Source organism: Streptomyces sp. NPDC014882 (assembly GCF_043081325.1).
In the GTDB taxonomy this organism is placed as follows: domain Bacteria; phylum Actinomycetota; class Actinomycetes; order Streptomycetales; family Streptomycetaceae; genus Streptomyces.
On the sequence record NZ_JBIBWL010000012.1, the window covers coordinates 16,787 to 42,388 of the forward strand.

At 74.8% G+C, this 25,602-nt stretch carries 19 protein-coding genes; 5 read left to right on the forward strand and 14 right to left on the reverse strand.

Annotation, left to right across the window (positions count from 1 at the left end):
* The first annotated feature begins 145 nt into the window (after nucleotides 1–145).
* The gene (locus ACF09K_RS24840) at nucleotides 146–811 is read left to right on the forward strand and encodes a hypothetical protein (RefSeq protein ID WP_392246800.1); all 666 of its coding nucleotides are present in this window, start codon (nucleotides 146–148) and stop codon (nucleotides 809–811) included.
* Nucleotides 812–1,130: 319 nt separating this feature from the next.
* On the opposite strand, the gene ACF09K_RS24845 is transcribed toward ACF09K_RS24840, so the two are convergent.
* The 10 genes from ACF09K_RS24845 to ACF09K_RS24890 form a co-directional block, all read right to left on the reverse strand.
* Nucleotides 1,131–2,636, reverse strand: a complete 1,506-nt coding sequence (locus ACF09K_RS24845) for an MFS transporter (RefSeq protein WP_392246802.1) — start codon at nucleotides 2,634–2,636, stop codon at nucleotides 1,131–1,133.
* Between the two features lie 258 nt (nucleotides 2,637–2,894).
* Nucleotides 2,895–3,701, reverse strand: coding sequence for an endo alpha-1,4 polygalactosaminidase (locus ACF09K_RS24850; RefSeq protein ID WP_392246803.1), 807 nt, complete (start codon nucleotides 3,699–3,701; stop codon nucleotides 2,895–2,897).
* Entirely contained in the window at nucleotides 3,698–4,360 is a 663-nt protein-coding gene (locus ACF09K_RS24855) for a spherulation-specific family 4 protein (RefSeq protein WP_392246805.1), read from the reverse strand. The genes ACF09K_RS24850 and ACF09K_RS24855 overlap by 4 nt, the downstream gene beginning before the upstream one ends.
* Complete coding sequence (locus ACF09K_RS24860) at nucleotides 4,357–5,250, reverse strand: NAD-dependent epimerase/dehydratase family protein (RefSeq protein ID WP_392246806.1); 894 nt, start codon at nucleotides 5,248–5,250, stop codon at nucleotides 4,357–4,359. The genes ACF09K_RS24855 and ACF09K_RS24860 overlap by 4 nt, the downstream gene beginning before the upstream one ends.
* 7 nt (nucleotides 5,251–5,257) lie before the next feature.
* Entirely contained in the window at nucleotides 5,258–5,971 is a 714-nt protein-coding gene (locus tag ACF09K_RS24865; RefSeq protein WP_392246808.1) for an NDP-sugar synthase, read from the reverse strand.
* Between the two features lie 42 nt (nucleotides 5,972–6,013).
* Complete coding sequence (locus ACF09K_RS24870; protein WP_392246810.1) at nucleotides 6,014–7,015, reverse strand: GDP-mannose 4,6-dehydratase; 1,002 nt, start codon at nucleotides 7,013–7,015, stop codon at nucleotides 6,014–6,016.
* 255 nt (nucleotides 7,016–7,270) lie between these two features.
* Nucleotides 7,271–8,686 (reverse strand): hypothetical protein, encoded by a 1,416-nt coding sequence (locus ACF09K_RS24875; protein ID WP_392246812.1) that lies wholly within the window; start codon nucleotides 8,684–8,686, stop codon nucleotides 7,271–7,273.
* On the reverse strand, nucleotides 8,683–10,194 hold the full coding sequence (pelF, locus tag ACF09K_RS24880; RefSeq protein ID WP_392246814.1) for a GT4 family glycosyltransferase PelF: 1,512 nt from the start codon (nucleotides 10,192–10,194) through the stop codon (nucleotides 8,683–8,685). The genes ACF09K_RS24875 and pelF overlap by 4 nt, the downstream gene beginning before the upstream one ends.
* A 134-nt stretch (nucleotides 10,195–10,328) precedes the next feature.
* A complete protein-coding gene (locus ACF09K_RS24885) occupies nucleotides 10,329–12,470 on the reverse strand; it encodes a hypothetical protein (RefSeq protein WP_392246816.1) in 2,142 nt (713 codons plus the stop codon).
* A 426-nt stretch (nucleotides 12,471–12,896) separates the two neighbouring features.
* Nucleotides 12,897–13,421 carry a hypothetical protein gene (locus ACF09K_RS24890; RefSeq protein WP_392246818.1) on the reverse strand — a complete coding sequence of 175 codons (525 nt, stop codon included), beginning with the start codon at nucleotides 13,419–13,421 and terminating at the stop codon, nucleotides 12,897–12,899.
* 613 nt (nucleotides 13,422–14,034) lie between these two features.
* On the opposite strand from ACF09K_RS24890, the gene ACF09K_RS24895 reads away from it, so the two are divergent.
* Nucleotides 14,035–16,086 (forward strand): phosphocholine-specific phospholipase C, encoded by a 2,052-nt coding sequence (locus ACF09K_RS24895; protein ID WP_392246819.1) that lies wholly within the window; start codon nucleotides 14,035–14,037, stop codon nucleotides 16,084–16,086.
* Between the two features lie 128 nt (nucleotides 16,087–16,214).
* On the forward strand, nucleotides 16,215–17,045 hold the full coding sequence (locus ACF09K_RS24900) for a phospholipid scramblase-related protein (RefSeq protein WP_392246821.1): 831 nt from the start codon (nucleotides 16,215–16,217) through the stop codon (nucleotides 17,043–17,045).
* A 6-nt stretch (nucleotides 17,046–17,051) separates the two neighbouring features.
* On the opposite strand, the gene ACF09K_RS24905 is transcribed toward ACF09K_RS24900, so the two are convergent.
* Together ACF09K_RS24905 and ACF09K_RS24910 are read right to left on the reverse strand one after the other, a co-directional pair.
* Nucleotides 17,052–18,149, reverse strand: a complete 1,098-nt coding sequence (locus ACF09K_RS24905) for a hypothetical protein (protein WP_392246822.1) — start codon at nucleotides 18,147–18,149, stop codon at nucleotides 17,052–17,054.
* The gene (locus ACF09K_RS24910; RefSeq protein ID WP_392246824.1) at nucleotides 18,146–19,033 is read right to left on the reverse strand and encodes a phosphatase PAP2 family protein; all 888 of its coding nucleotides are present in this window, start codon (nucleotides 19,031–19,033) and stop codon (nucleotides 18,146–18,148) included. The genes ACF09K_RS24905 and ACF09K_RS24910 overlap by 4 nt, the downstream gene beginning before the upstream one ends.
* Nucleotides 19,034–19,317: 284 nt before the next feature.
* Here ACF09K_RS24910 and ACF09K_RS24915 point away from each other — a divergent pair, with 284 nt between their 5' ends.
* Nucleotides 19,318–19,962 (forward strand): TetR/AcrR family transcriptional regulator C-terminal ligand-binding domain-containing protein, encoded by a 645-nt coding sequence (locus ACF09K_RS24915; RefSeq protein ID WP_392246825.1) that lies wholly within the window; start codon nucleotides 19,318–19,320, stop codon nucleotides 19,960–19,962.
* A 337-nt stretch (nucleotides 19,963–20,299) separates the two neighbouring features.
* On the opposite strand, the gene ACF09K_RS24920 is transcribed toward ACF09K_RS24915, so the two are convergent.
* Nucleotides 20,300–21,265: a DUF2510 domain-containing protein gene (locus ACF09K_RS24920; RefSeq protein WP_392246827.1), complete on the reverse strand. Its 966-nt coding sequence runs from the start codon at nucleotides 21,263–21,265 to the stop codon at nucleotides 20,300–20,302.
* 332 nt (nucleotides 21,266–21,597) lie between these two features.
* On the opposite strand from ACF09K_RS24920, the gene ACF09K_RS24925 reads away from it, so the two are divergent.
* Nucleotides 21,598–24,312 (forward strand): ATP-binding protein, encoded by a 2,715-nt coding sequence (locus tag ACF09K_RS24925; protein ID WP_392246828.1) that lies wholly within the window; start codon nucleotides 21,598–21,600, stop codon nucleotides 24,310–24,312.
* Between the two features lie 11 nt (nucleotides 24,313–24,323).
* Here ACF09K_RS24925 and ACF09K_RS24930 read toward each other — a convergent pair whose 3' ends face one another.
* Nucleotides 24,324–25,403, reverse strand: coding sequence for a DUF3048 domain-containing protein (locus tag ACF09K_RS24930; protein ID WP_392246829.1), 1,080 nt, complete (start codon nucleotides 25,401–25,403; stop codon nucleotides 24,324–24,326).
* Nucleotides 25,404–25,602 lie beyond the last annotated feature (199 nt).

Sequence of the window (25,602 nt, forward strand, 5' to 3'; positions counted from 1 at the left end):
AACTCACATCCAGGTCTCGCCACAACTGTGGCCAATTTCAGCCGTCAACGAGCGCCGAATGCCACGATAGTTGACACGCCGCGCGCCGGGCAGCAGGATCGGCACGCCGCGTGAAGGCCGCAGAGGCAAGAGGGGTGACCTCCCGATGGCGTATCAGGCAGGTGGGCAGCGGTCGGTACCGCGGCCCGTCCCCGAGAGTCCCGAGGCCCAGTCCTACCTACGGGACTACGCCGCATACCTGGAGGCCGTGCCCTTTCCTTCCGTCGTTCTCGACCACCGCTGGGACGTCGTCCTCGCCAACGCCGCTTTCGCGTCACTTTTCCGCGACGTGAGCCCGCATCCGACCGCGCTGCCGGACGACAACTTCCTGCGGTTCGTCCTCTTCCACCCGGACGCGGCGTCGGTCCTCGGCGACCACGAGGCCGGCTGGTGCCTGCCCGTGCTCGCCCGGTTCGCCGCGACCCTCGAACGGCACGGCCACGACCCCGTCCTGCAGGCGATCCGCCGCGAGATCGCCCAGGACCCCCTGATGGAGGCCGCCTACCGGCAGGGACTGCCGCACTGGGTGCGCGTCATGGGCGAGGACGCCGTCGAGCACGACGGGGCGGTCCGCACCCTGCTCCACCCCGACCCGCGCCGGCCCGCCACCGAGTGCCGCATCGTCGGCGAGACCCCGCGGACGCTGCGTGAGATGGGGTACACGCGGCTGACGATGGTGCCGCGCGAGGCACCCGCGCCCGCGCCCCGTGGCGGACGGCGTCCGCGCCGCACCGCGGGGCACCTCAGCGTCGTCCCCGCCCCCGAGGCCTGACCGGGCACCGTCGGCGTTCAGGTCGCCGACGGCGCCCGGGCCAGCGGGACGCGCGCCGCGCCTTCCCGCCCGAGGGCGGTCGGGTGCCGGGACACGGCCCTGCCGCCCGGCCGGTGAGTGCCGTCGCCCCGCGTGCCGTGGTCGGACCCGGAACCGTGGGGCCGGCGGCGGCCCGGTCGCGCGACTCGCGCCGGACGCGGGAGCCCGGCCGGCGTCGCGGGAGAAGCGGTGCGGCATGCCGACGGGCCCGGTGCGCACCGGGCCCGTCCACCGCGCCTTCCCCCGTCCCCACGGGCCGGCGCGGATCACCACATGCCGCTCACATGTGGACGGTGGGGGCGGCGTCCGCGTCCACCGCCGGGACGCCGCGCCGGTAGAGCAGCGCCGTGACCAGCGCGCCGACCACGAAGAAGCCGGCCGACCACCAGTAGGCGGTGGAGTAGGACTCCAGCGCGGCCCGGGCCTGGGTCAGCTTGTCCGAGGGGTCCTTGCCGACCAGGTACGACGTGGCGGCGCCGGCCGCGAGGGTGTTGAGCAGGGCCGTGCCGATGGAGCCGCCGATCTGCTGCATCGTGTTGACGGAGGCCGAGGCGACCCCGGCGTCCTCGGTGGCCACACCGCTGGTGGCGACGCTCATGGCGGGGGCCATGATCAGGCCGATGCCGAGGCCGGTGACCAGCAGCGGGGGCAGGACGTCGGCCGCGTAGGTGCTGTCCAGGCCGAGGGCGGTCAGCCAGACCATGCCGGCCGCTCCGAGCAGCATGCCGAGCGGGACCACCGTCTTCGGCCCGACGCGCGGCAGCAGGACGCTGGTCGACATGGTGGCGCTCACCATGAGGGCGCCGACCATCGGGAGGAAGGCCAGGCCCGTCCGGACGGCGGAGAAACCGAGGCTGAGCTGGAGGTAGTAGGTCAGGAAGAGGAACACGCCGAACATTCCGGCGCTGGAGACCAGCATGGCGGTGAAGGACGCGCCGCGGTCGCGGTCCAGGAGCACCCGCAGCGGCAGCAGCGGGTGCGGCGCCCTGGTCTGCCACCACGCGAAGAGCGTCAGCAGCACGGTGCCGGCGGCCAGGAAGCCCCAGGACAGCGGCGAGCCCCAGTCGTGGGACTCGGCGTTGGAGAAGCCGTAGACGATGCCGAACAAGCCGGTGGTGACGAGGACCGTGCCGGGGATGTCGAGCCGGGAGCCGGGGTCGCGCGCCGTGCGCCGGAGCAGCAGCGAGCCGCCGACGATCGCGAAGGCCGCGATGAAGAGGTTGACGTAGAGGGTCCAGCGCCAGTCCAGGTACTCGGTGAGGACACCGCCGAGCAGCAGCCCGACGGCCGCGCCGGAGCCGGCGATCGCGCCGAAGATGCCGAAGGCCTTGGCGCGTTCCTTCGGGTCGGTGAAGGTGGTGGTCAGCAAGGAGAGCGCGGCCGGCGCGAGCAGCGCGCCGAACAGGCCCTGGAGGGCGCGGCCCGCCACGAGCATCTCGAAGCCGGTGGCCGCTCCGGCCACGGCGGAGGCGGCCGCGAAGCCGCTCACCCCGACGAGGAAGGCGGGCTTGCGGCCGAAGAGGTCGGCGATCCGGCCGCCGAGCAGCAGCAGGCTGCCGAAGGCCAGCGAGTAGGCGGTGACGATCCAGGTCCGGTTGCCGTCGGAGAAGCCGAGGTCGGCCTGGGCGGACGGCAGGGCGATGTTCACGATGGTCGCGTCCAGGACGACCATCAGCTGGGCGAGCCCGATGACGGCGAGGACCCACCACCGGTGGCGGGGCCCGGCGGCCTCGGAGCCGCTCCTGCCGGGCGACACCGTGTCCGGTGCTGCGGCTGTCTGAGCCATGGGGACGTACTCCAGTCGTGATGAGGGAGGAAGCCGGTGACAAGCGGGTCACGAACGGGTAAAACGAAACCGTTTCGTACAGCTAGCCTAGGCGCGCGACGAGCGAAACGCAAACGTTTCGATCCGGTCCGCCCGTGAGGCGCCGGCTCCACGCCCCCGGCTCCACGCCCCCCGGCTCCGCCCCCTCCGGCACCGCGCCCCGGCACCGTTCGCGCCCCGACCGCGTTCGTGCCCCGGCACCGCTCGGCAGGGCCCCGTTCAGCAGGGCCTGCGCCACACCCCCAGTTCGGGCTTCTTCAGCATCGACGACAGGCGCAGCCTGCGGGACTCGGGGCAGAACTCCCCGGCCGGCTCGGTGTACTCCACGTGGAAGACCGCCTTGCCCGCCGCGACGAACGGGGTGAGGCGGCCGCACTCGTCGTACTGGGCGCACTCCTCGTTCACCGCGAAGTCGAAGTCGGCCACCAGCTCGGGGATCTGGGGGAGGTCGTTCTTCAACCCCACCGACAGGCCGCGCTCATGGGCGAGCCGGGCGATCATGCGGTTGTAGCGGAGCTGGTCGCGCGCGGTGAGCGGGAAGCCGGTCTCGTTGCCGTACCCCTCCACCAGGTCGGGTTCCACCGCGTCGAAACCCTTGTCGCGGCACATGTCGAAACGCTTCGCCATCAACGGCCGCAGGACGGAGATCCGCCGGATGTCCAGCCACCGTTCGCCCGCCCAGCCGTTGGGCCCGCCGAGCACCGCGCGCGGGAAGGCGTCCTTGTCGGGCCGGAAGCTTTCCCAGGCGCCGACGTTGACGTAACAGATGACCTTGCGGCCGTCCCGGTGCAGCCGGGCCACGTCGGCCGCGGAGTTCTCGAAGCCGTCGATGTCGTACACGGGCACGTCGGCCGACGGGTCGACCCTGCCGTCGAGCTGCCACTGCCAGGCCAGGCCGGGGCGCGGCTGCCACCGGGGCCCCGCCGTCGGGCCCGGGCCGTCGCCGTGGCCGTTCCCGGAGCAGCCGCTCAGCGCCACCACCAGCACGGCGGCCAGCGCCGCCAGGCCCGCCACCGCCCGCCTCACGACCGGACCCCGCTCAGTGCCGGACTCAACTCGGCCCACGGGTTCGGGAGTTCACCGGTGACGGGACCGCAGACCGCCGCGCCGCGCTCGTGCGCGGTGCGCACGGCGAGCGGCACCAGCGCCTCCGGCACCCCGTAGACCAGGTGGCACAGCCGCTCGGGCGCCTGCCGTGCGGTCCACGCCGGTCTGCTGAACGCCGAGACGTACGTCGACCAGTGGCCCTCGAAGGTGACGGTCAGGTCGGCCAGCCGGGCGTACCCGACCGCCGGGTGGACGCCGGGATTCAGCACGACCGTCCCCGCCCCCTGCCGCCGCAGCGCCCGCACCAGCCGGCGGCAGGCGGACAGGCCGTCCGCGGTCGCCGTCACCCGGTCGAGGAAACAGCCGTCGGCCGCGTACCACTCGCGGTGCCGGCGCACCTCGTCGGCGACCTCCGCGGCGTCCCGGATCCCGTAGTCGGTGTCCACGTACCCCAGCAGCCGCGCCCCCGCCGCGCGCAGCGCCGAGGCCGCCGCCGCGAACGCCGGGTCGGGCGCCGCGCCCGGCCCGTTCGCCGGGTTGAGGACGACCCCGTAGGTACCGGCGGCGGACCTGATCAGCCGGTGCCAGGCACCCGGGTCCTCGGCCGGGTGGACGTACAGCGGAATCAGCAGGTTCACGGCGTGCCCCCACCTGCCCACAGCGCGGCGAGGGCGTCGTCGAGGGTGTGGACCGGACGCCAGCCCAGGGCCCGCGCGGCGGCGCCGATGTCCGAGCACTGCCAGGACACCCGGGCGGAACGGGCCGAGCCCGCCGCGCCCTCCTCCACCCGGCCCGCGAACCCCGCCTGCCGCACCATCCGCCCCACCAGTTCGCGCACCGGTACCGCCCGCCCGCCGCCGATGTTGAGGACGGGCGGCAGCGGACCGGGGGCCGTGACCGCCAGTGCCACGGCCCGCGCCACGTCGCGCACGTCCACGAAGTCGCGGTACGCCGACAGGTCGCCCAGCCGCAGCACCGCCTCCGGGTCCGGGCCCGCCGCCCGCAGCAGCCCGGCGATCCGGCCCGGCAGCCCCGAGGCGGGCGCCCCCGGCCCCACCGGATTGCCCACCCGCAGCACCACCGCGTCCAGCCCGGACGAGGTCACCGCGACCGTCCCCGCGAGCTTGGTGGCCCCGTACGGACCGGCCGGGCTGGTGGGCGCCGACTCCGTCACCAGGCTGTCCACGGCGCCGGGCCCGTACTCGGCGGCCGAGCCGAGGTGGACCAGGCGGGCCGCCGGGGCCGCCGCGCGCAGCGCCGCGCACAGCACGGCGGGACCGCGGGCGTTGACCTCCGCGAGGGTCACGGCGTCGCCGCCGGTCGCGCCCGCGCAGTTGACGACGGTGTCGGGCGCGGCCGAGGCCAGGGTCTTCGCCAACTGCTCCGCCCGGACGGCGGCGAGGTCGACGGGGAACTCGGCGGCGGGCGAACGTCCGCCGCCGAGGACCCGCGTGCCCGGCAGGGAACGCAGCCGCTCGGCGACGTAGGCGCCCAGGTAGCCGGTGTGGCCGAGGACGAGAATGCGCATGTGGTGCTCAGGCTCCCTTGAGCAGCAGCGACCGGCGGCTGGTGAACTCGGCGTTGGCCCGGTCGTAGTCGTCCGGACGGCCGATGTCCAGCCAGTACCCGTCGAAGTCGTAGGCGTGCGGCGCGTCGCCGGCCTTCAGCAGGTCGAGGACCAACTCGTCGAAGCCCAGCGGCAGTCCGGCCGTGTACCCGTCCAGTGTCGAACGCGTCAGGCCGTAGACGCCCATCGACACCCGGTAGTCCATGCTCGGCTTCTCGGTGAACGCCACGACCTTGCTGTCGGTGGTGGTCAGCACCCCGAAGTCGATGTGCACCCGGCGGGCGTACGTCGCTATGGTCAGCGGCGCGCCCGACTCGCGGTGCCGGATCAGGACGTCGGCGTAGTCGAGGTCGGTCAGGACGTCGCCGTTCATCACCAGGAACGTCTCCGGCAGCCGGTCGCGCAGGGTCAGCAGCGGGCCCATGGTGCCCAGCGGGCTCTCCTCGGTGGCGTAGTCGACGGCCAGGCCCCACTGGGTGCCGTCGCCGACGTACGCGCGGATGATCTCGCCGAGGTGGCCGATGGCGATGGTGCAGCTGGTGAAGCCGGCCGTGGCGAGCTGGCGCAGCACGATCTCCAGGATGGCGTGCTGGTCACCGATGGGGACGAGCGGCTTGGGCAGCGCGGTGGTGTACGGCCGCAGCCGGACGCCCTTGCCTCCGGCCAGGATCACTGCGTGCATGGGGCTCCTCCTTCATGCCTGTTCGGGGACGTGCCGGACGGATCAGATGTTGTAGATGCCGGTCTTGTAGCGCGCCAGGTTGCCCGGGTCGCGGAAGAACTCCACGGTGTGCGCGAGGCCTTCCTCCAGGGTGTGGGCGGGCTGCCAGCCGGTGGCGGCGGCGAGCCGGCTCGCGTCGGCGACCAGCCGCAGCACCTCGGAGTTCGCCGGCCGGATGCGGGCGGCGTCCTCGCGCACGTCGAGCGCGGTGTCCATCACCTTGCCGATCAGCGCGACCAGGTCCCCGACCGAGATCTCCCCGCCGGTGCCGGCGTTGAAGGTGCGGCCCACGACCCGGTCGGCGGGGGCCGAGCCCACCGCGAGGAACGCCTGCGCGGTGTCCTCGACGAACGTGAAGTCCCGCGTGGGACGCAGGTCGCCGAGGGTGATCGTCCGCTCCCCGGCGGCCACCTGCCCGATGACGGTGGGGATGACCGCGCGCATCGACTGGCGGGGCCCGAAGGTGTTGAACGGCCGCAGCGTGACCACGGGGGTGCCGAAGCTCGCGTGGTAGCTGTCGGCGAGCCGGTCCCCGCCCGCCTTCGAGGCGGCGTACGGGGACTGGGTGTTGATGGGGTGGTCCTCGGTGATCGGCACGGTCCGCGCGGTGCCGTACGTCTCGCTGGTGGAGGTGTGCACGAGCCGGGGCGTGCCCAGCGCGCGGACCGCCTCCAGCACGTTGAGGGTGCCGGTGACGTTGGTGTCCACGTAACTGTGCGGCGCCCGGTAGGAGTACGGGATCGCGATCAGCGCGGCCAGGTGGTAGGCCACGTCGGCGCCGTCGAGGAGCCCGCGGACCGAGCCGGGGTCCCGGACGTCGCCGAGGACGATCTCCACCTGGTCCAGGACGTCCGGGTGCAGGGTCTCCAGCCAGCCGTAGGAGGAGAAGGAGTTGTACTGGGCCATGGCTCTGACCCGGTGGCCGGAGGCGACCAGCGCCTCGGTGAGGTGCGAGCCGATGAAACCCTCGGCTCCGGTGACGGCGGCGAGCGGTGCGGAGGTCAACTCGATCGTTCCTTCCGGTCGTTGACGGTCGTTGACGGTCGTGGGCGGTGGTGCGGGTCGCCGACGGTGGTGCGGATCGTCGGCGCGGGCGGCGGCTGTCGGTCGTCGGTCGTCGGTCGTCCGCGGACGGTCGGCGGTCGTCGGTCGTCGGTCGTCCGCGGACGGTCGGCGGTCCTCGGTCGGCGGTCGTCCGTGGGTGGCCTTCCGTGGGCGGTGGGCGGTGGGCGGGGTGTGCGGGGTGGAGCCGGTGTGCCGTCAGGCGTGCGGGGCCGGTCGGCCGAGCAGCCACAGCGCGCACCCGGCCAGGCAGAGCGCGGCGGCGCCGCAGCACAGGGACAGGGCGGCCGGGCCGGGGGGCAGTCGGAACAGGGCGGCCGCCGAGGCGGCGGCCGCGGCCGTGAGGCAGATCGCGGCGGACGGCCAGGCCGCCCCGAACGCCTGGAGCAGCAGCCCGGTCCACAGCGCGGCGGCGAGCGGCAGCAGGACGGCCGGATCGGCGCCGGTGAGCAGGGCCGCGGGCAGCAGCGGCAGGAGATAGGCGAACAGGCACAGGGCGAGGACGCCGGCCGAGCGCAGCAGGAAGCCGGCGGGCGTCGCGGCGGCGCGCAGCGCGGCGACGGACAGCCCGCGGTAGCGGTACAGCAGCCACTCCGCCGGTCCCATGCTGACGGTCAGCACGATCACGGCGTACGGTTCCTCGTGGCCCTCCAGCAGCACCAGCACCCCGGCCGCCAGCCCGAACAGCCCGTACGGCAGCGATCGCAGCGGTCCCGGCCGGACCGCGGCCGGCGCCGGCGGGACGGCGAGGGCGGCGCGCAGCGCGTGGCCGGTGGCGGCGAGCACGGCCAGCAGCGCCAGCAGCGGCAGCCCGACCCGCAGCGGCGGCGCGAGGTCCCACCACGGCAGCACGGCGCCACCGGCGATCAGCGGACCGAGCGCGGCCAGCAGCAGCCGCTCCCGGCCCAGCACCAGCAGCACGCCGGCCGCCGCCAGGTACACCGACTGCGCGGCCGCGACCAGCGTCACCGGCCCGCCCCCGGCGACCGGCGCGGCGGCGGCCGTGGCGGCCGCCGCCCCGAGGGGCGCGCCGAGGAGGAGGGTGCGGCCGGCCTCGCGCCGCCCGGCCGCCATCCGCAGGTGGGCCCGGTGCCCCAGCGCCTGTCCCCAGGCCCAGGAGAGCAGCGCGGCCACCACCAGCACGGCGGTGTGGCGGCCGGCGTCCCACAGGGGCGCGGTCAGCGGGTAGGCCAGGCCCGGCAGGGCGAACAGGGCGCCCCGCAGCAGACAGCGCACGGTGTCCGGACGCCAGGGGTCGGGCGCGGACGCGGGCTCGGGGAAGGTCCGCGGCACCCTCTCGTACAGCGCGGAGGCGAGCGAGAACAGGTCCGGGTGGCCGTACCGCTCCTTGATCACGGAGGCGGACAGGCCCTCCGCCTCCAGCAGCGCGGCCACCTCGTAGGGGTGGACGGCGGGGCCGACGCGGTCGGCCAGTTCGGCGGCCAGGGCGCTGACCGCCTCCTCGTCGGGGCCCCGCCGAGGCAGCCGGACGGCGAGGGTGTCCTCGTCCAGGGCCCAGCGCGGGCGGCGGCGGGGCGGGCGGGGCGTCGCCAGCCGCAGCGCCAGCGTGTCCTGTTCGGCGCCGCCGGGTTCGAGGAACATCGGCCCGCTCATCCGGCGAGGCTCCCCGTGCCGGCGACCGCCGGGGCGGGCAGGACGATCCGGGGGACCGGCTCCTTCTCCAGGGCGGGCAGCTCCCGGTAGATGCCGCGGAAGGTGTCGATGGTCTGCCGCAGGGTGAACTGCTCGATCACCCGCAGCCGCGCCGCCTCGCCCATCGCCCGGCGCCGCGCCGGGTCGCCCAGCAGCTCCAGCGCGGCGGCGGCCATCGCCGCCGGATCGCGCGGCGGCACCACCAGACCGGTCCCGCCGACCGCCTCCCGGACCCCGCCCACGTCGGTGGAGACGGTGGCCCGTCCGCACGACATGGCCTCGATCAGCGTGAACGGGAAACCCTCGCTGATGCTCGACAGCATCACGACGTTGCCGGCCGCGTAGGCGTCCTTGATGTCGTCGACGCGGCCCTCGAAGGTGACGGCGTCCGCGTGCCCCAGCTCGGCGGCCAGCGCCTCGCACCGCTCCCGGTACGCCTCCCCGCCCCGCGGCGTCCCGCCGAACAACCGCAGCCGCACGTCCGGCAGCCGGGCCCGCACCAGGGCGAAGGCCCGGATCAGGGTCTCCAGGTCCTTGATCGGGTCGACCCGGCCCGCCCAGCTGAGGGTGAGCGCCCGCGGCTCGGGCCCGGCCGGCGGGAACGCGGCGGGGTCCACCCCGTTGTAGACGGTGCGGATCGACTCCGGGGCGGCGCCGCCCTGCTCCTCCCACAACCGGTTGTACCGGTTTCCCGGGGTGATCAGCGCGGCCCGGCGGTAGGTCTCCTCCGCCAGCAGCCGGAAGAAGCCGAGGACGACCGCCTTCACCGGCCAGCGGTAGGGAGCGGTGCGGTAACCGAGGTAGCGCTCCCGCAGGTAGACGCCGTGCTCGGTCAACAGCAGCGGCACACCGTGCCGTTCGAGGGCGGCGAGGCCGGGCAGGGCCGCGACGCCGCCGCTCACCGCGTGCGCGACCCCGCTCTCCGGCGGCGCCGCGGCCAGCGGGCGCAGGGCGTGCTCCAGCAGGGACGTCGCGGTCAGCGCGTCATGGACGGTCGGCCGGGCCTCGCGGACGGCCAGACCGGGACGGTTCCACACCGAGGTCAGCAGGGCGATCGCCCGGTCGCCCCGCAGGAACGCGCTCAGACCGCCGTCCGCCGCCGCCCCCGCCATGGCGTACAGGGCGGGCGCGAACCCGTCCTGCGCGCCGGGGTCGAGGAGTGCGGTGAGGAACCGTTCGTAGGCGGCGGCGAGCCGGTCGCGGGACCGGCCGCGCGGCGGACGGCCCTCGGGCGGGGCGCCCCACATGGGGACGGACCGCACCCGCGTGACGTGCGCGGGCAGCTCCCACACCAGGGGTTCGCGTCCCGTGCCGGTCACGGCGAGGACGTCGAAGTCGATGTCGGGCATGCCCTGGACGAGTTGGTCGCACCAGACGCTCACGCCGCCGTGGCTGTGCGGGTAGGTGCCTTCGGTGAGCAGGGTGACGCGCGTCGCGCCGGGGCGTCGCGCGCCGTGGGGAACGTGCATCGAGGTGCTCCACGGCCGAGGTGTGGGGTGGTCGTGCCCGCCGGCGGGCCCCGCCGGGGAACCGTTGCGCCGGTGGCGGTCCCGGCCGCGGGCGGGCGGCCGGGACCTTCGGTGGGGTGCGGTCGGCGCGCCGTTCAGTTCCCGGCGGAGGACGCGACCGGCCCGGTGACGCCCGCCGGGACGCGGGTGTCCGGGGCCGGGGCGGTGACCGCGGCCGCGGGAGCGCCGCCGGCCGGGGCGGAGCCGCCCGGGGCGGGCGCGGAGGCCGGCAGGGCGAGGGTGAGCGGGGTGCCGGCGGAGGGCGTCCAGCCGGACACCAGGCCCGCGTACGGCGCGCCGTACGCGGCGCCGTCCAGCGTGGAGCCGGTGGGCAGGGTCACGGGGATCCGGAGCCCGGCCGGCGCCTCGACGGTGACCGTGCCGCCGACGCGGTAGGCCGTGGCCTCGCCGCTCCGCAGGGCGCCGCGCCAGGCGGCCCGGCGCGCCAGCTCGGTGCCGATCTCGCTCATCCGCGGGTTCACCACGGGGGCGTCGTCCGCGAACAGCGCCGCGTAGCCGTCGAGGACGCCGCTCAGCACCGGGTAGGCGATGCGGTCCTCGGCGAGGTTCGACTGGTGGATGAAGTGCGGCCTGGGGTCGTTGGACAGCACGTGCCCGAGGGCGATCCGCGTCTCCAGCGGCACGATGTGCCCGGTGTAGCCGGTGGCCGGGTCCAGCGGGGCCGCGAGGCAGGTGGTGGTGGCCGGGTTGTCCTCGCAGATGCCGCTGCCGCCCTGGGCGCGGCTCGTGTAGATCCAGTTGTACTCGTCGACCTGCTCGGCGGCGCGGCCCGCGTTGTAGAAGACGTTCATCGGGTAGCGGGGGACGGTGGTCGCCGGGCCGACCGGACGCTGGTCGGGCTCACGGGAGTTGTCCGAACCGAGCCAGGTGACGCCGTTGTCGCCGAGGGCGAGCGCCAGGTTCGGGTTGTCCACCGGCTGCTGCGGCAGCACCTTCATGCCCGAGTGCTCGCCGGTGACCAACTCGCCGTTCTCCAGGGGGAGTCCCGCCCTCTGGCCCCACGCCCGGTTGGCCGCGATCTCGTCCGCGATCTCGTTGCGGCTCACCCACCGCGTGGCGCCGCCGGCGTCGGTGGCGCACTTCCACGGCACCACCGAGGTGTCCTGCACACAGCCGAGGAAGGCGTGCGTGTAGGTGTGGTTGATCCAGCGGAACGCGTCGCGTCCGGCGATCAGCCGGTCGGCGAGCGGGTCGGCTCCGGCGTTGTCCTCGCGGTGGTCGACGCTGCCCGCGCCGTTGTAGGCGAAGTCGAGGGCGATGCCGTGCTCCCGCTGCCAGGAGACGGCGTGGTCGACGTCGGCGGGCGTCATCCGGATCGGGTCCGGGGCGGCGTTCGGGTCGGTGCAGTCGACGTCGCCCGGGGTGCAGTTCAGCGTGGTGTTCCAGCGGTCGTCGGCGGCGAACACGTCGTCCACGTGCACCGCGAAGTAGTTCCGGGAGGCGCCCAGGTGCACACCGCCGGTCATCCACTCCACGATGCCGCGGGCCAGCAGCCGGAACTGCTGCTGGTAGCGGTTGTAGACGAACGTGACGACCAGTTCGCGCCGCCCGTCGTGCCGGTACTCGCCCACCAGGGAGCCCCGGGTCGCCCGGCCCGGGATCGGCGCGTCGACGTAGGAGGTGAAGTCGGCGCCCGCGACCGGGGTCGACAGGTAGGCGTAACTCTCCCCGACGGCCGGGTCGTTGTCCTCGAACGGCACGGAGCCGTCCAGGTAGCCGAAGGGTCCGGCCAGTCCGGCGGCGGTCGCCGACGCCCGCACGCCGTCGAGGCTGCCGGAGTAGCCGCCGTACACCGGGTACTGCAGCCCGGCTTCCGGACGCGCGTAGGTGTAGGCGTCGACCTGCGGCACCGCGTACGTCCGCTCGTAGTCCGCGAGGGCCGCCATCTCGGTCGAACCGGCCGGGAACGGGTTGTCGTTCGGCAGCACCACGGCCTGGTACCTGGCGCGCGGCCGGCCGTCCACGGTGTCGGCCAGGAAGCCGCCGTCGATCACGGGCCGGTCCGCCCGCGTCAGGTCGATCTCGGTGTACGGCGTGCCGGCCGTGTCGAGTTCGGCCGCGATGGCGTCGGTGGCCGGGCCCCCGTCGCTGACCACCAGCACCCGCAGGTCGACGCGGGGTGCGGTGGTGTCGGCGTGTGCCGTGCCGGCCGGCAGGCCGAACGCGGCGATGAGCGCACCGACCGTGAGCACGGTGGTGCGTATGGTCCGCTTCATGCGGTGAAGTCCCCTCCCCGGGCAGGGGCGAGCACGGCTCCCGTGGAGCGGACGCACCCCCTCGCGCGACGCCGGCGTCCCCCTCAGAAGCCGGTCGTCGACACATCCGTCGCGTCACATGGTGATGCCCGTGTGTAGCTTTCGTGGTGGTGTTGCGAAACATGACGGAAAAGTGCAGGTGGCCAGAGAGGGGCCGGTGGAACCGGAAGGGCCGCGACACCGTCCGCCGGTACGCCGTGGTGCCGGGTGGCGCGAGGGAAGCGCTTGCTGGTCCGGGGCCCGGAAGGCGTACCGGCGGACCGGTCCGGCCCGCCGGGCCCGGGGCCCGCGATCCCCACCGCGAGGTGGCACCGCTCACAGGCCGGTTTCGGATCACGGGCCGATTTCAGGTCAACCCGGCTTTTCCCGAATATTCTTGACGGTACGTCAGGCGCAGAGGACGCGGGTCTCGGGCGTGTACACCGGCCCGCCGCTGAGGCTCGTGGTGTCGCTGAACTCGGCGTAGAAGTACGAGTAGAAGCCGATGTTGCCGTTGCAGCCCGAGTCGGCGGCGATCTGGAGCGTCAGCGTGACGGTGCGGCTCTGGCCGGGCGGGACGGTGGCCCCGTAGTTGGCGCCGAGGTTCGCCGGTCCGGTCCCGGAACAGGGGGTGGCGCCGGCGGCCGTCGCCAGGGAGCAGCCGGTGAAGGCGTACTTCAGGTCGGGGCGCTGGGTGGTCAGCCAGGTCGGGTCGATCGTCTGGTACACGAACCAGATGTCGTAGGTCTTGTTGTTGGTGATCGTCATCGACAGGTTCACCGTGCCGCCGGGCGTGGTGGTCGCGCTGTCGGTGGCGAACGTCAGCGCGGCCGGGGCCGGGTCCGCGCTCGCGGCGGGCGCCAGGCCGAACACGGCCAGGACGACGGCGAGGACGGTGCTGAGTCCGAGGCGTCTCATCAGTGGTGATCGCATGAGCCGGGAGGCTAGGCAGGCGCGGCCGTCCCCGTCTGCTCCGCCGGGCGGCCGCGGGCCCCGGACGGCCGGAAGTGCGCCCCGTGTGAAGACGGTGTGACGAAGGCGTGTCGGTGCCGGAAGGCGGGCGAACGCGCACGGTGTCCGCTCTGTGACACGGGGGAGCGGAGGTGCAGGCGGCGGCGCCCGGCCCCGGGGGCCGGTCCGGAGGTTTTGGCGCGTACGGCACGTGCCCGGCCCGCGCCCGACGCGTGGGCGGGCGGCGGCTTCTCGGCCGTCCACGGGTTTCCGGCCGCCCGGCCGCCGTCCTCCGCGGCACCCGACCGCCGTCCTCCGCGGCACCCGCGTGCCGTCCGCGTGCCGTCCCCTCCGTGCCGTCCGTCCGCGCGTCGCCTTCGGTGCCGCGCGCGTGCCGCCCTCCGCGCGCCCGCACGTCGTCGCCTTCGGTGCCGCTGCCGGTGTTCCGTCGCGCACCCCCCGTACCGTCGGCCTTCACGTGGGCGCCATCCGTGCCTTCCCCCGCGTTGCGTGCCCTTGGAACACTCCTTGCGCGCACACTTCCGCAGCGAACGACCGGCCGCCGAACCCGCCCCGCACGAGAGGTTCTTCATCCATGTCCGAAGTCAACCGGCGCAGATTCCTCCAGATCGCGGGTGCCACCACGGCGTTCAGCGCGCTGTCGGGCAGCATCGAGCGCGCCGCCGCACTGCCCGCCCACCACCGCACCGGGACGATCGAGGACGTCGAGCACATCGTCGTGCTGATGCAGGAGAACCGGTCCTTCGACCACTACTTCGGCAAGCTGCGGGGCGTGCGCGGCTTCGGCGACCCGCATCCCGTGACGCTCCCCGGCGGCAGGTCCGTGTGGCACCAGCCGGACGGCACCGGGCACCTCCTGCCCTTCCACCCGACCGCCGACGACCTCGGCATGCAGTTCCTCGAAGGCCTCCCGCACAGCTGGCCCGACGGGCAGGCGGCCTACAACGGCGGCCGCTACGACGGGTGGGTGCCCGCCAAGGGCACCACGACCATGGCGTACCTCACCCGCGAGGACATCCCCTTCCACTACGCGCTCGCCGACAGGTTCACCGTCTGCGACGCCTACCACTGCTCCTTCATCGGCTCCACCGACCCCAACCGCTACTACCTGTGGACGGGCCACACCGGCAACGACGGCCGCGGCGGCGGCCCCGTCCTGGGCAACGAGGAACTGGGCTACGACTGGACGACGTACCCCGAGCGACTGGAGGAGGCGGGGGTCTCCTGGAAGATCTACCAGGACGTCGGCGACGGCCTCGACGCCCAGGGCTCCTGGGGCTGGATCCAGGACGCCTACCGCGGCAACTACGGCGACAACTCGCTGCTCTACTTCGACAAGTACCGCAATGCCGCCCCCGGCGACCCGCTGTACGACAAGGCCCGCACCGGCACCGACGTCAAGAACGGCGACGGCTACTTCGACCGGCTCCGCGCCGACGTGAAGGCCGGCAAGCTGCCGCAGATCTCCTGGATCGCCGCCCCGGAGGCCTTCTCCGAGCACTCCAACTGGCCCTCCAACTACGGCGCCTGGTACATCTCCCAGGTCCTCGACGCGCTCACCTCCAACCCGGAGGTGTGGGCGAGGACGGCGCTGTTCATCACCTACGACGAGAACGACGGCTTCTTCGACCACCTGGTGCCGCCGCTCCCGCCGGCGTCGGACGAGCGGGGCAGGTCCACCGTCGACGTCTCCCTGGACCTGTACCCGGGCGGCGGCAACCGCGTCGCCGGTCCGTACGGCCTCGGCCCACGGGTGCCGATGCTCGTCGTCTCCCCCTGGAGCAAGGGCGGTTACGTCTGCTCCGAGACCCTCGACCACACCTCGGTCATCCGTTTCATGGAGCGCCGCTTCGGCGTGCGCGAGCCGAACATCTCGCCCTGGCGGCGGGCCGTGTGCGGTGACCTGACGGCGGCCTTCGACTTCTCCCGCCGGGACGCCGAGCCGGTCGCGCTGCCCGCCACCGACGGGTACGAGCCGCAGGACCGCGAGCGCCACCCCGACTACCGGCCCACCCCGCCCGCCGAGGGTGCCCTGCCCCGGCAGGAACGCGGCCTGCGGCCCGCCCGCCCCCTCAAGTACGCGCCCGCCGTGGACGGTTCGGCCGACCCGGCCACCGGGAAGCTCACGCTCACCTTCGCCTCCGGCGCCAAGGCCGGTGCCGCCTTCCTGGTCACCTCCGGCAACCGCGCCGACGGCCCGTGGACCTACACCACCGAGGCCGGCAAGAAGATCTCCGACACCTGGGACCCGGCGCACCCGGGCGGCTCCCACGACCTCACCGTGCACGGACCGAACGGCTTCCTGCGCGTCTTCAGGGGGACGGGGCGGACCGCGGGACCCGAGGTCGTCGCCCGGCACGTGGGCGACCACGTGGAGCTGACCTTCACCAACCGGGGTTCCCGCACCGTGGAGTTGAAGGTGGCCGACGGCTACCGCGACCGCACCACGACCGTACGCGTCCGGGTGGGCGCCGTCCTCAAGCGCACGGTCGACCTGAGCGCCAGCCGGCGCTGGTACGACCTCACCGTCACCTCCGCCGCCGACCCCTCGTTCCGGCGCCGGTTCGCCGGCCACGTCGAGAACGGGCGCCCCGGCGTGAGCGACCCGGCCATCCTCACGGAATGAGCCGCCCGCGCGGGTGGGAGCGCGCGTGGACGGGAGCGGGCGCGGGGGAGGCCCGCGGGTAAAAGCACGGTGAGTACCGCATCGTGGGGGCTGGTCAGGTCCGGGTGGGCTCGGGATAGTGTGCCCCGGTGACCACGCATTCGAACACACCTTCAGGTTGGTACCCGGACCCGCACGGGGCCGACCGGACCCTGCGGTACTGGGACGGCTCCCGGTGGACCGAGCACACCCACGCCGAGCAGCAGCCGGCGCAGCCCGCCCAGCAGCCGGTGCCGGCGCAGCCGGCCGCCGGACCCGACCCCCGCGTGCAGCGCCAGGTGCAGCAGCAGGCGGGGGTCGCGGCGGGCGGCCCCGGGGGCGGCACGCTGTTCAGCGAGCCGGTGCTGGTGGTCAACCAGAAGGCCAAGCTGATCGAGCTGACCAACGAGTACAAGGTCATGGACCAGCAGGGCAACCAGCTCGGTTCGGTCGTGCAGGTGGGGCAGAGCGCGCTGCGCAAGGTCCTGCGGTTCGTCGCCAGCATCGACCAGTTCATGACGCACCGGCTGGAGATCCGCGACGCCCACGGTCAGCCGGTCCTGCTGCTGACCCGCCCGCGCAAGTTCCTCAGGTCCCGGGTGGTCGTCACGCGTCCCGACGGTCAGCCGGTCGGCGAGATCGTCCAGCAGAACGTCTTCGGGAAGATCAACTTCGCCATCAACGCCGGTGGCGGACAGGTCGGCGCGATCAAGGCGGAGAACTGGCGGGCCTGGAACTTCGCGATCGTCGACCACGCGGGCAACGAGGTCGCCCGGATCACCAAGACCTGGGAGGGCCTCGCGAAGACCCTCTTCACCACCGCGGACAACTACGTCCTGCAGATCCACTACCAGCTGCCCGAGCCCCTGCTGAGCCTGGTCGTCGCCACCGCCCTGACGGTGGACACGGCCCTGAAGCAGGACTCCCGCGGTCTCGGCTGACGCCGGTCACCGCGCGGTGAGGCGCCCCGGCCCCGCGGCCGGCCGGGGCAGCAGCGCGGGTTCGGCCGAGGCCGTCCCCGGCTCGAGCGCGAGCACCGCGGCCACCGGATGCCCGTCGTGCGCGTCGCGGTGCCCGCCTCCGTGCCCGTGGCGCCCGTCGCCGCGGTCCGCGGCGCGCCTCCCGCGGTACCACGCACCGTGCCGGCGCGGGCGTCCCGGGGAGTACGCGCCGGGGTGTCCCGGTGCCGTTCCCGGTGCCCCTCCCGCCGTCTGCCCGGCCGCCGGTTCCGGCGTCGCGCGGGACAGCAGCACCACGCCCCACGCGGAGAGTCCCGTTCCGGCGAGCGCGAGGAACGCGCCCCCCGCGCCGCCCTGGAGCCGTTCGCCCAGCAGCGTGAGACCGATCACCGCGGCGGCCACCGGGTTCGCGAGGGTCACCACCGCCAGCGGGGCGCCCAGTCCGTCCCGGTAGGCGGTCTGCGACAGCAGCAGCCCGCCCGTGGCGAAGGCGGCCACCAGCAGCGCCACCCCGATCACCTGCACGCCGAGCAGCGGACCGGACCGGTCGGTCGCGGCCACCGTCACGGTCTGGGTGAGCGCGGAGGCCACCCCGGAGGCGAAACCGGACGCGCCCGCGTGCCGCAGGCCCGGCCGGGTGCCGGGCCGGGCCAGCAGCCCGATCAGCGCCGCCGTCAGTCCCGCCACCGCGACCGCCTCGGACCCGCTCAGCACGTCGTCGGGTGCCGGACCGGAGGCCGTGACCAGGATCGCGGTCAGCCCGAGCAGGGTCAGGGCGGTGCCCCGCCACTCGGCCGCGCCGACCCGCCGGCCGGCGATCCGCGCGCCCAGCGGCACCGCCGCGACCAGGGTCAGCGCCCCGAGCGGCTGCACCACGGTCAGCGGGCCGTACGTGAGGGCCACGACGTGCAGCAGGGCGGCCCCGCCGTTGAGTCCCACCGAGGCCCACCAGGCTCCGCTGCCCAGCAGCCGGAGGAATCCGGTGCCGGGGGAGCGGGCGGCGAGCCGTTCCTGGGCGACGGCCGCGGCGGCGTAGGCGACCGCGGAGAACAGCGACAGGACGACGGCGACGAGGGCGGCGCTCATCGGCCCGCCCCCGCGAGCGCCTTGTCCCCGGGCACGCCCGCGAGCGCCTTCTCCCCGGCCGTGTCCGCAGTGTCCGCAGAGCCCGTAGAGCCTGCCGTGTCCGCCGTGTTCGCCGGCTCGGCGGACCCGTCCGCGGGCGCACCGCGCCGGGCCGTCGTCACCGCGCGCCGCGGCGCGCGGATCACCGCGAGGGCGACCCCGAGCAGCGCCGAGGCGACGAGCGCGTCCAGCCAGTAGTGGTTCGCCGTGCCCACGATCACCAGCAGGGTGACCAGCGGGTGCAGCAGCCACAGCCACCGCCGGCGCGACCGGGTGGCAGCGATCAGCCCGACGGCGACCATCAGGGCCCAGCCGAAGTGCAGCGAGGGCATCGCCGCGAACTGGTTCGACAGGGTGTCCGTCCGCGGGGGCCCGTACACCGACGGCCCGTACACCCGCGCGGTGTCGATCAGTCCCGTCGCCGTGAGCATCCGGGGCGGCGCGAGGGGGAACGCCAGGTGGACCGCCAGGGCGGCGGCCGTCACGGCGGCCAGCACCCGGCGGGCCCAGACGTAGTGCCCGGGGCGCCGCAGGTGGAGCCAGACCAGGAAGGCCGCGGTGGCGGGGAAGTGGACGGCCGCGTAGTAGGTGTTCGCGGCCTGGACCAGGCCGTCGCCGTGCAGCAGCAGGGACTGCACCGCGTCCTCGTGCGGCAGGCGCAGCCGGCGTTCCGCGTCCCACACGCGGTGCGCGTTGCGGAAGGCCTCGGCGGTGTGGCCCGCGGCCAGCTGCCGGCCGACCTTGTAGACGAGGAAGAGTCCGGCGACGAGCAGGAGCTCGCGGACTATCGGCGGCCGTGCCGGTGTGTCCGGCTCCGCTTCTTCAGGCTCGGTGCGGGCATTCATCCCCCGGCCCCTTCGCTGACGTGGTGCGGGTGAGTGGTGTGAGTGGTGTGTGCGCCGCTGTGCGGGCCGGTGACCCCGTGCGCAGCATCGATACGGCATCGTACCGATACGTCAGTGTACCGATACGTCGGGGTACCGATACGAGTGAGTACCGGTACGTGTGAGTACCGGTACACTGGCGTACCGATGGACGGGCGACCCGCTGGAGGCGGCCCGTCCCGGGGCCGCCGGACGGTGGTGCCGCCCGGCAGCGGCGCCGCCGACAGCAGTGAGGAGAGGGGCCGATGACGTCGCAGGCCGCGGACGGACCGGAATCGGTCGCTGCCTCACGCCGCTCCAAGCTCACGCCCGAGCGTGAGCAGGAGTTCTTCGACGCCGTCCTGGAACAGATCCGCGAGTGCGGGTACGAGGCCGTCACCATGGAGGGCATCGCCACCAGCACCCGGTGCAGCAAGTCCACGCTGTACCGGCAGTGGAAGACCAAACCCCAGTTCGTGGTGGCGGCCCTGCGCTCCCGCCGCCGGTCGCGGCTCGCCGGGATCGACACCGGATCACTCGCGGGCGACCTGCGCGAGGCCGCGCGGGGAGCCGCCCGGTGGTCCATGCCCGACACCAAGCTCCTCCAGGCGCTCGGGCACGCCGTCACGCAGGACGCGGAGCTGGCGGGCGCGCTGCGCGAGGCCGTCGTCGAACCCGAGATCGCCGCCCTGCGGGAGATCCTGCGGCGAGGGGTCGAGCGTGGCGAGGTGGCGGCGGGCCACCCGGCGCTGGAGTACATCCCGGCCCAGATGTTCGGCGTCGTCCGCGCCCGTCCCGTGGTGGACGGGGAGTACGCCGACGAGGAGTACCTGCTGCGCTTCGTGGAGGCCGCCGTGCTGCCGGCCCTCGGCCTCGGAGCGGAAAGACCCAGGCCGCCGTCCGCGGGATGACCGGACGGTGACCTGCTCGCGCCGCACCGTGGGGACGGGGGCGGCGCGCACCCCCGGCCGGGTGGGGCGCCCCTTGAGCGGAGGGGCGCCCCACCCGGCCGCTCGTGTGCCGGGAGCGGTCCGGCCCGCGCCCCGTCGGTCCGCTCCTACGCGCCCCGCCGCGGTCCGGCGCACACGCTCCCGGTCCTACGCGTACCGCCGCGGTCCGGCATGCGCGGTCCCGCTCCTATGCGCACCGCCGCGGTCCGGCGCGCACGGTCCCGGCCGGGACCGTGCCCGGACGGTGCGCCCCGGCCGGGCCCGTGCCCGTGTCCGGGCGCACCGGCCCGGCCCGTGTTCAGACCCCCTGTCCGGTGCCGCTGCCCGTCGACACCTTGATGCCCTTGGTGATCTCGTCGATGACGGACACGTCCTGGTCGGCGTCGACCCCGAAGCGCAGGACCACGATCCGCTTCGGGTCCGCGGGCGCCGGGAAGGCCAGGGACTCGACGTAGCCGTCGGCGCCCTTGCTCGTGACGGCCTTCCAGCGCACCAGGTAGCCCTTCTGGCCGGCCACGGTCACCGCCCGCGAGGCGAGGACCTGGTGCGAGGTGATCTCGCCGTACGTGGTGCCGCCGTACGACTCCTCGGCGTTGACCGCGATGTCCGCCTTGGCGACCGCCTCCGCGGTGGAGCCGGGCACCTGCGCCGGAGCCGAGTACACGCCGCCCTTGGTGCAGGTCTTCGACGTGTCGCCGGGGCACTTGTAGGAGGACTCGGACGTCATCTGGGCGCCCACGTCCAGCTCCTGCCCGCTCCAGCCGTCGGGGAGGGGGAGGCTGATGCCGTTGAGCGCGTCGGTCACCGCGCCGCTCTCGATCTTCGGCGCCTCCGACCCCCTGGGGGTCGGCGAGGCGTCGCCCGGGCCGCCCGGACCCCCGGAGCCGCCCGGGTCGTCGAAGGGGTCCTGCCTGCCGGGGCCCTGCGCCGTACCGGACCCGGCGGAGCCGCCGTCGTCCTTGGTGAGCACGTACACGCCGGCCCCGATGCCGGCCAGGACCGCCACGGCCGCCACCACGGCCGCGCCGGTGCGCAGCCCGCGCCGCGCACCGGTGGGCGGCGCGGACGGATGTGCCGGGTAGGCCGGATACGCCGGGAAGGCTCCGACCGTCGGGGCCTGCGACGGCGCACCCCACGCGGCGGCCGAGCCCGCGGGACGGGTCTGGTCCGTCCATGCCCCGCCGTCCCACCAGCGCTCGGTGGGCGGGGCGTCATTCGTCTGCCCGGGATCGGGGTACCACCCGGGGGGAGTCACCTGCGTCATGGTCCCACCGTATGAGGCATCGGTGAAAGTCGTATGAGAGGGATCGCTTCTTCTCCGTCCGTTCTCCCGCCCCCTCCTCGGGGACGGCCCGGGGGAGGGGCGGGGGGACGGTCCGGCACGCGGTGCCCCGTTGGCGTAAAATCGACGTCAATTCGCCGCGCACCCGGCCGCGTTGACGTCCGGGGGCGCTCCCGCAGGCCCGCGGGGCCCCGGCCGGGCGCCGTCCGTCGTCCGCCGGGGCAACAGCTGGGCCGACCGTCCTCCGCACGGACCGCCGGACGGCTACGCTCGAGGTCCGGTACGTCGTTCGGGCGACTTGGGGAGGTAGCGCGATGACGGAGGCACGTCCGGCGGCGACCGCCTCGGCCTCCCTGTGGGAGCGCGACGAGGAAGTGGCCGCCATCGAGCGGGTGGTGGACCGGCTGTGCGCCGACCGCTCCTCGTCGGGCCGGGTGCACCTGCTGCGCGGCGACGCGGGGTTCGGCAAGACGACGCTGCTGGCCGAGACCCGACGCATCGCCGAGGCCCGCGGCTGCACGGTGTGGTCCGCCCGCGGCGGCGAGACCCTCAGGTCCGTCCCCTTCAACGTCGTACGGCAGCTGCTCCAGCCCGCCCTGCTGTCCCTGCACCCGGAGGAGGCCCGCGAATACCTCGGTGACTGGTACGACATCGCGGGCCCGGCCCTCGGCATCGCCGAACCCGGCGAAGGCCACGCCGATCCGCAGGGCGTGTGCGACGGCCTCGTCGCCGCCGTGACCCGGCTGGCCCGGCGGGACTGGCCGCTCGTCCTGCTGGTGGACGACGCGCACTGGGCCGACCAGGAGACCCTGCGCTGGCTCGCCGCCTTCGTGGAGCGCCTCGACGACCTCCCCGTCCTGGTCGTCGTCGCCCGCAGGACCGGCGAGGCCAAGGGCGAGGGCGCCCAGTACCTCGACGCGGTCGCCGCGGTCGCCGGGCAGTCCGTCACCAGCCTGAGCGCCCTGACCCCGGAGGCGGTCGCCGGCCTCACCCGCGCCACCCTCGGCGAGCACGCCGACGACCCGTTCTGCCGCGAGGTCTGGGCCGTCACCGGCGGCAACCCCTACGACACCGTCGAACTCCTCGCCAAGGTGCAGGACCGGGCTCTCGTGCCCGCCGAGTCCTCCGCCACCGAACTGCGCCCGCTGAACCGCTCCGCGCGCGGCGGCGGCCTCGTCGACCGGCTGGAACAACTGGGCGTCGACGCCACCCGGTTCGCCATGGCGGCCGCCATCCTCGGCGCCGGGATCACCGTCGACCAGGCGGCCCGGCTCGCCGGCATGCGCCACGAGGCCGCGGTCCGCTGCGCCGAACTGCTGCGCACCGCCCGCATCCTGACCACACCCGACGCGATGGCCGCCCCCGCCGGCGACGGCGACCTGGAGTTCGTCCACCCGCTGATCGCCACCGCCGTCTACGACTCCATCCCCGAGGGGCTGCGCAAGGCGATGCACGGCATCGCCGCCCAGGTCGTCATCGACGCCGGCAAGGGCCTCGCGGCGGCCTCCCGGCACCTGCTCCAGGTCCACGCGGACGACGACGAGGAACTCGTGGAGCAACTGCGCGAGGCCGCCCGCGAACACCTCGCCGTCGGCGCCCCGGACGCGGCCCGCCGCTGCCTGGAACGCGCCCTGGCGGAACCGCCCACGCCCGACGCGCACCCGCACGTCCTCTACGAACTCGGCTGCACCACCCTCCTCACCTCGCCCGCCAGGACCATCGAGCACCTGCGGACCGCGCTCGCCCTGCCCGGCCTCGACAACGCCGAACGGGTCGACGCCGTCTACTGCCTCTCCCAGGCCCTCACCCACAACGACGAGTTGGGGGAGGCCGTCCGCACCGTCGAGGCGGAGGCCGCCCGGCAGCCCGCCGGACCGGCCCGGATGCGGCTCCAGGCGGTGCAGTTCATGTGGGAGGGCATCCACGCCGGCGAGGCCACCTCACCCGACCGCTCCGCGAGACTCGGCAGGCTCGCCGCCACCTGCACCGGCCGCGACAACGCCGAACGGGCCCTGCTCATCCTGCGCGGCTTCGACGCCATGACCCACGGCGAGAACGCGGAAGTGGTCGTCGAACTGTGCGACCGCGCCCTGGTCAACGGCCGCCTCGCGCCCGGCCTCGGCTGGACCGACCCCGAGTGGGGCCTCGAACTGCTGATGATGCTGGCCAGTTCGTACGCCTACACCGACCGGCTCGACCGCGCCGAAGCCCTCTTCAACGAGGCCCTGCGCGCCTACGCCACCGCCGGCTGGAGCGGCGGCCACCTCGCCCTGGCCCACGCCTACCTCGGACTCGGCCTGCGCCGCCGGGGCCGGCTGCGGGAGGCGGAGGAGTCCCTGCGGGAGTCACTGCGCATCGCCGAACGCGTCGGGCGGGGCCTGCCCCTGTACTGGTCGGCCACCTGCAACCTCGTCGACACGCTGCTCGCCCGCGGACACGTCCGGGAGGCCTGGGACGTCGCCGAGCAGTACGGCTTCGCCCCGCCCTACCCCTCCACCATCGTGCTGCCCGATCCGCGGTCGGTGCGCGGCCGGCTGCTGCTGGCCGTCGGCCGCACCCAGGACGGCGTCAACGAGCTGGAGGAGGCCGGGAAGGCGGCCGCCGCCCGCGGTCACCTCAACCCGGTGCTGGTGCCCTGGGCCGCGGACCTGGCCAGGGCCCTCGCCACCGAGGACCCCGCCCGCGCGGCCCGGCTGGCCTCCGACGCCCGCCGCCAGGCCGAACGCTTCGGCACGGACACCGCCATCGGCGAGGCCCTGCGCTGCGCCGCCGCCCTGGAGACCGGCCAGCGCGCGGTCCGTCTCGCCGCCCAGGCGGTCGCCTACCTGGAGGCCTCTCCCTGCCAGTACGAACACGCCGCCGCCCGCGTCGAGTACGGCATCGCCTCCCGCTCGGCCTCCGAACTCCAGCGGGGCCTCACCCTCGCCCGCTCCTGCGACGCGGACGGCCTCGCCGCCCGGGCCCGGGCCGCCCTGGACGCCCTCGCCGCCCCGGCGGTCGGCCGGGTACCGGGCCAGACACGCAGGTAGACACCCGGCCGTCACGACGCCCGCGCGAACACCACCCACACCTGGCCCTCGGCGAAGGCGACCGGCCGGCCGTCCCGCGTCGTGAACCGGGTGCCGCCCGCCGCCAGCGGACGCTGCCACCGCACCTCGTGGGCCCGCCCGTCGCGCAGCACCAGGGCCGTGCCGGAGCCGGTCGTCCGCGTGTACGGCGTGCGGCTGCCGAGGGAGTCGTGGTAGCCGGACTCGCGTACGTCCACGTACTGCACGACGACCGTCGCCGGGGCGAGCCGCCGGCCGTCGGCGGTCACCGCCGGGACGCCGTCCATGGCGACCTCCCAGCGCCGCGGTTCCCCGGACCAGGTGAAGGTGAAGCGGGCGGCGGGATAGCGCACGGTGCGCGAGGCGGTGGGCGTGCCGCCCTCCGGGGCGGGGCCGTACCGGAACCCGGTGGTCAGCGCGGCCCCGCCCGGTGCGGACGGCAGCACGCGGCCGGGGCGCAGGTAGAGGTTGTGCGGGGCGGCCCGGTCGGTGCCCCGGTAGTAGGCGTCCGCCTCGTCCTCGGGCGTGACGGCCTCCAGCGGCTCCCTGTCGATCAGCGGCAGCAGCTTGCTCTGCGCGCCGGAGAAGGCCAGCAGCGGCCGGTCGAACTGGCGCAGCAGTTCCAGATCGGACTCGCGGGCACTGCGCACCGGCCCTGCCGTCTCCGGCAACCGGGTCGCGTAGACCGCCAGCAGCCGGCTCAGACCGCCCTCGACCTGTTCGACGTAGACGACGTCCGCGGCGTCGAGACCGGTCTGCGGGCGGGCCGCCGGGACGTTGTCGATCTTCACGGCCAGGACCTGGCCGTGCGCGGCCGTGCTCGTGCCGCCCGGCGGCCGGCCGGTGTCCCGTCCGTCGCCGCCCGAGCCGTCGCCGCCCGTGCAGCCCGCCGCGAGGGACAGCGCGAGCGCCGCGGCGAGCCCGGCCGCCGTCGCCGCACCGCGCCCGCGGCGCGCGCCCCGCCGGTCCCGCCTCCGTTCCCGCCCCGGCTCCCGGGAGAGCCGGGTCCGGAGCCGCCTGCCGGGTCTCGAGCCCGTCGTGCCGTCCACCGCCGCCATGTCCACCGTCGCCACCCCGTTCCGTGACCCGATTGTGCGCTTGCCGACTGGTTGATGGCCACCGCCGGACGTCCCCGATCGCGCACGTCCCCCGGGCCGGTCGGCCCACCCGGCGCCGCGCGGCCGCGTCCGCCGGTGCGGCGTGGTCCGGATCCGGCGGTCGGTGCGGGCGGCCGGGGCGGAGCGGTTCGGATCCGGGGTGCCGGGTACCCGG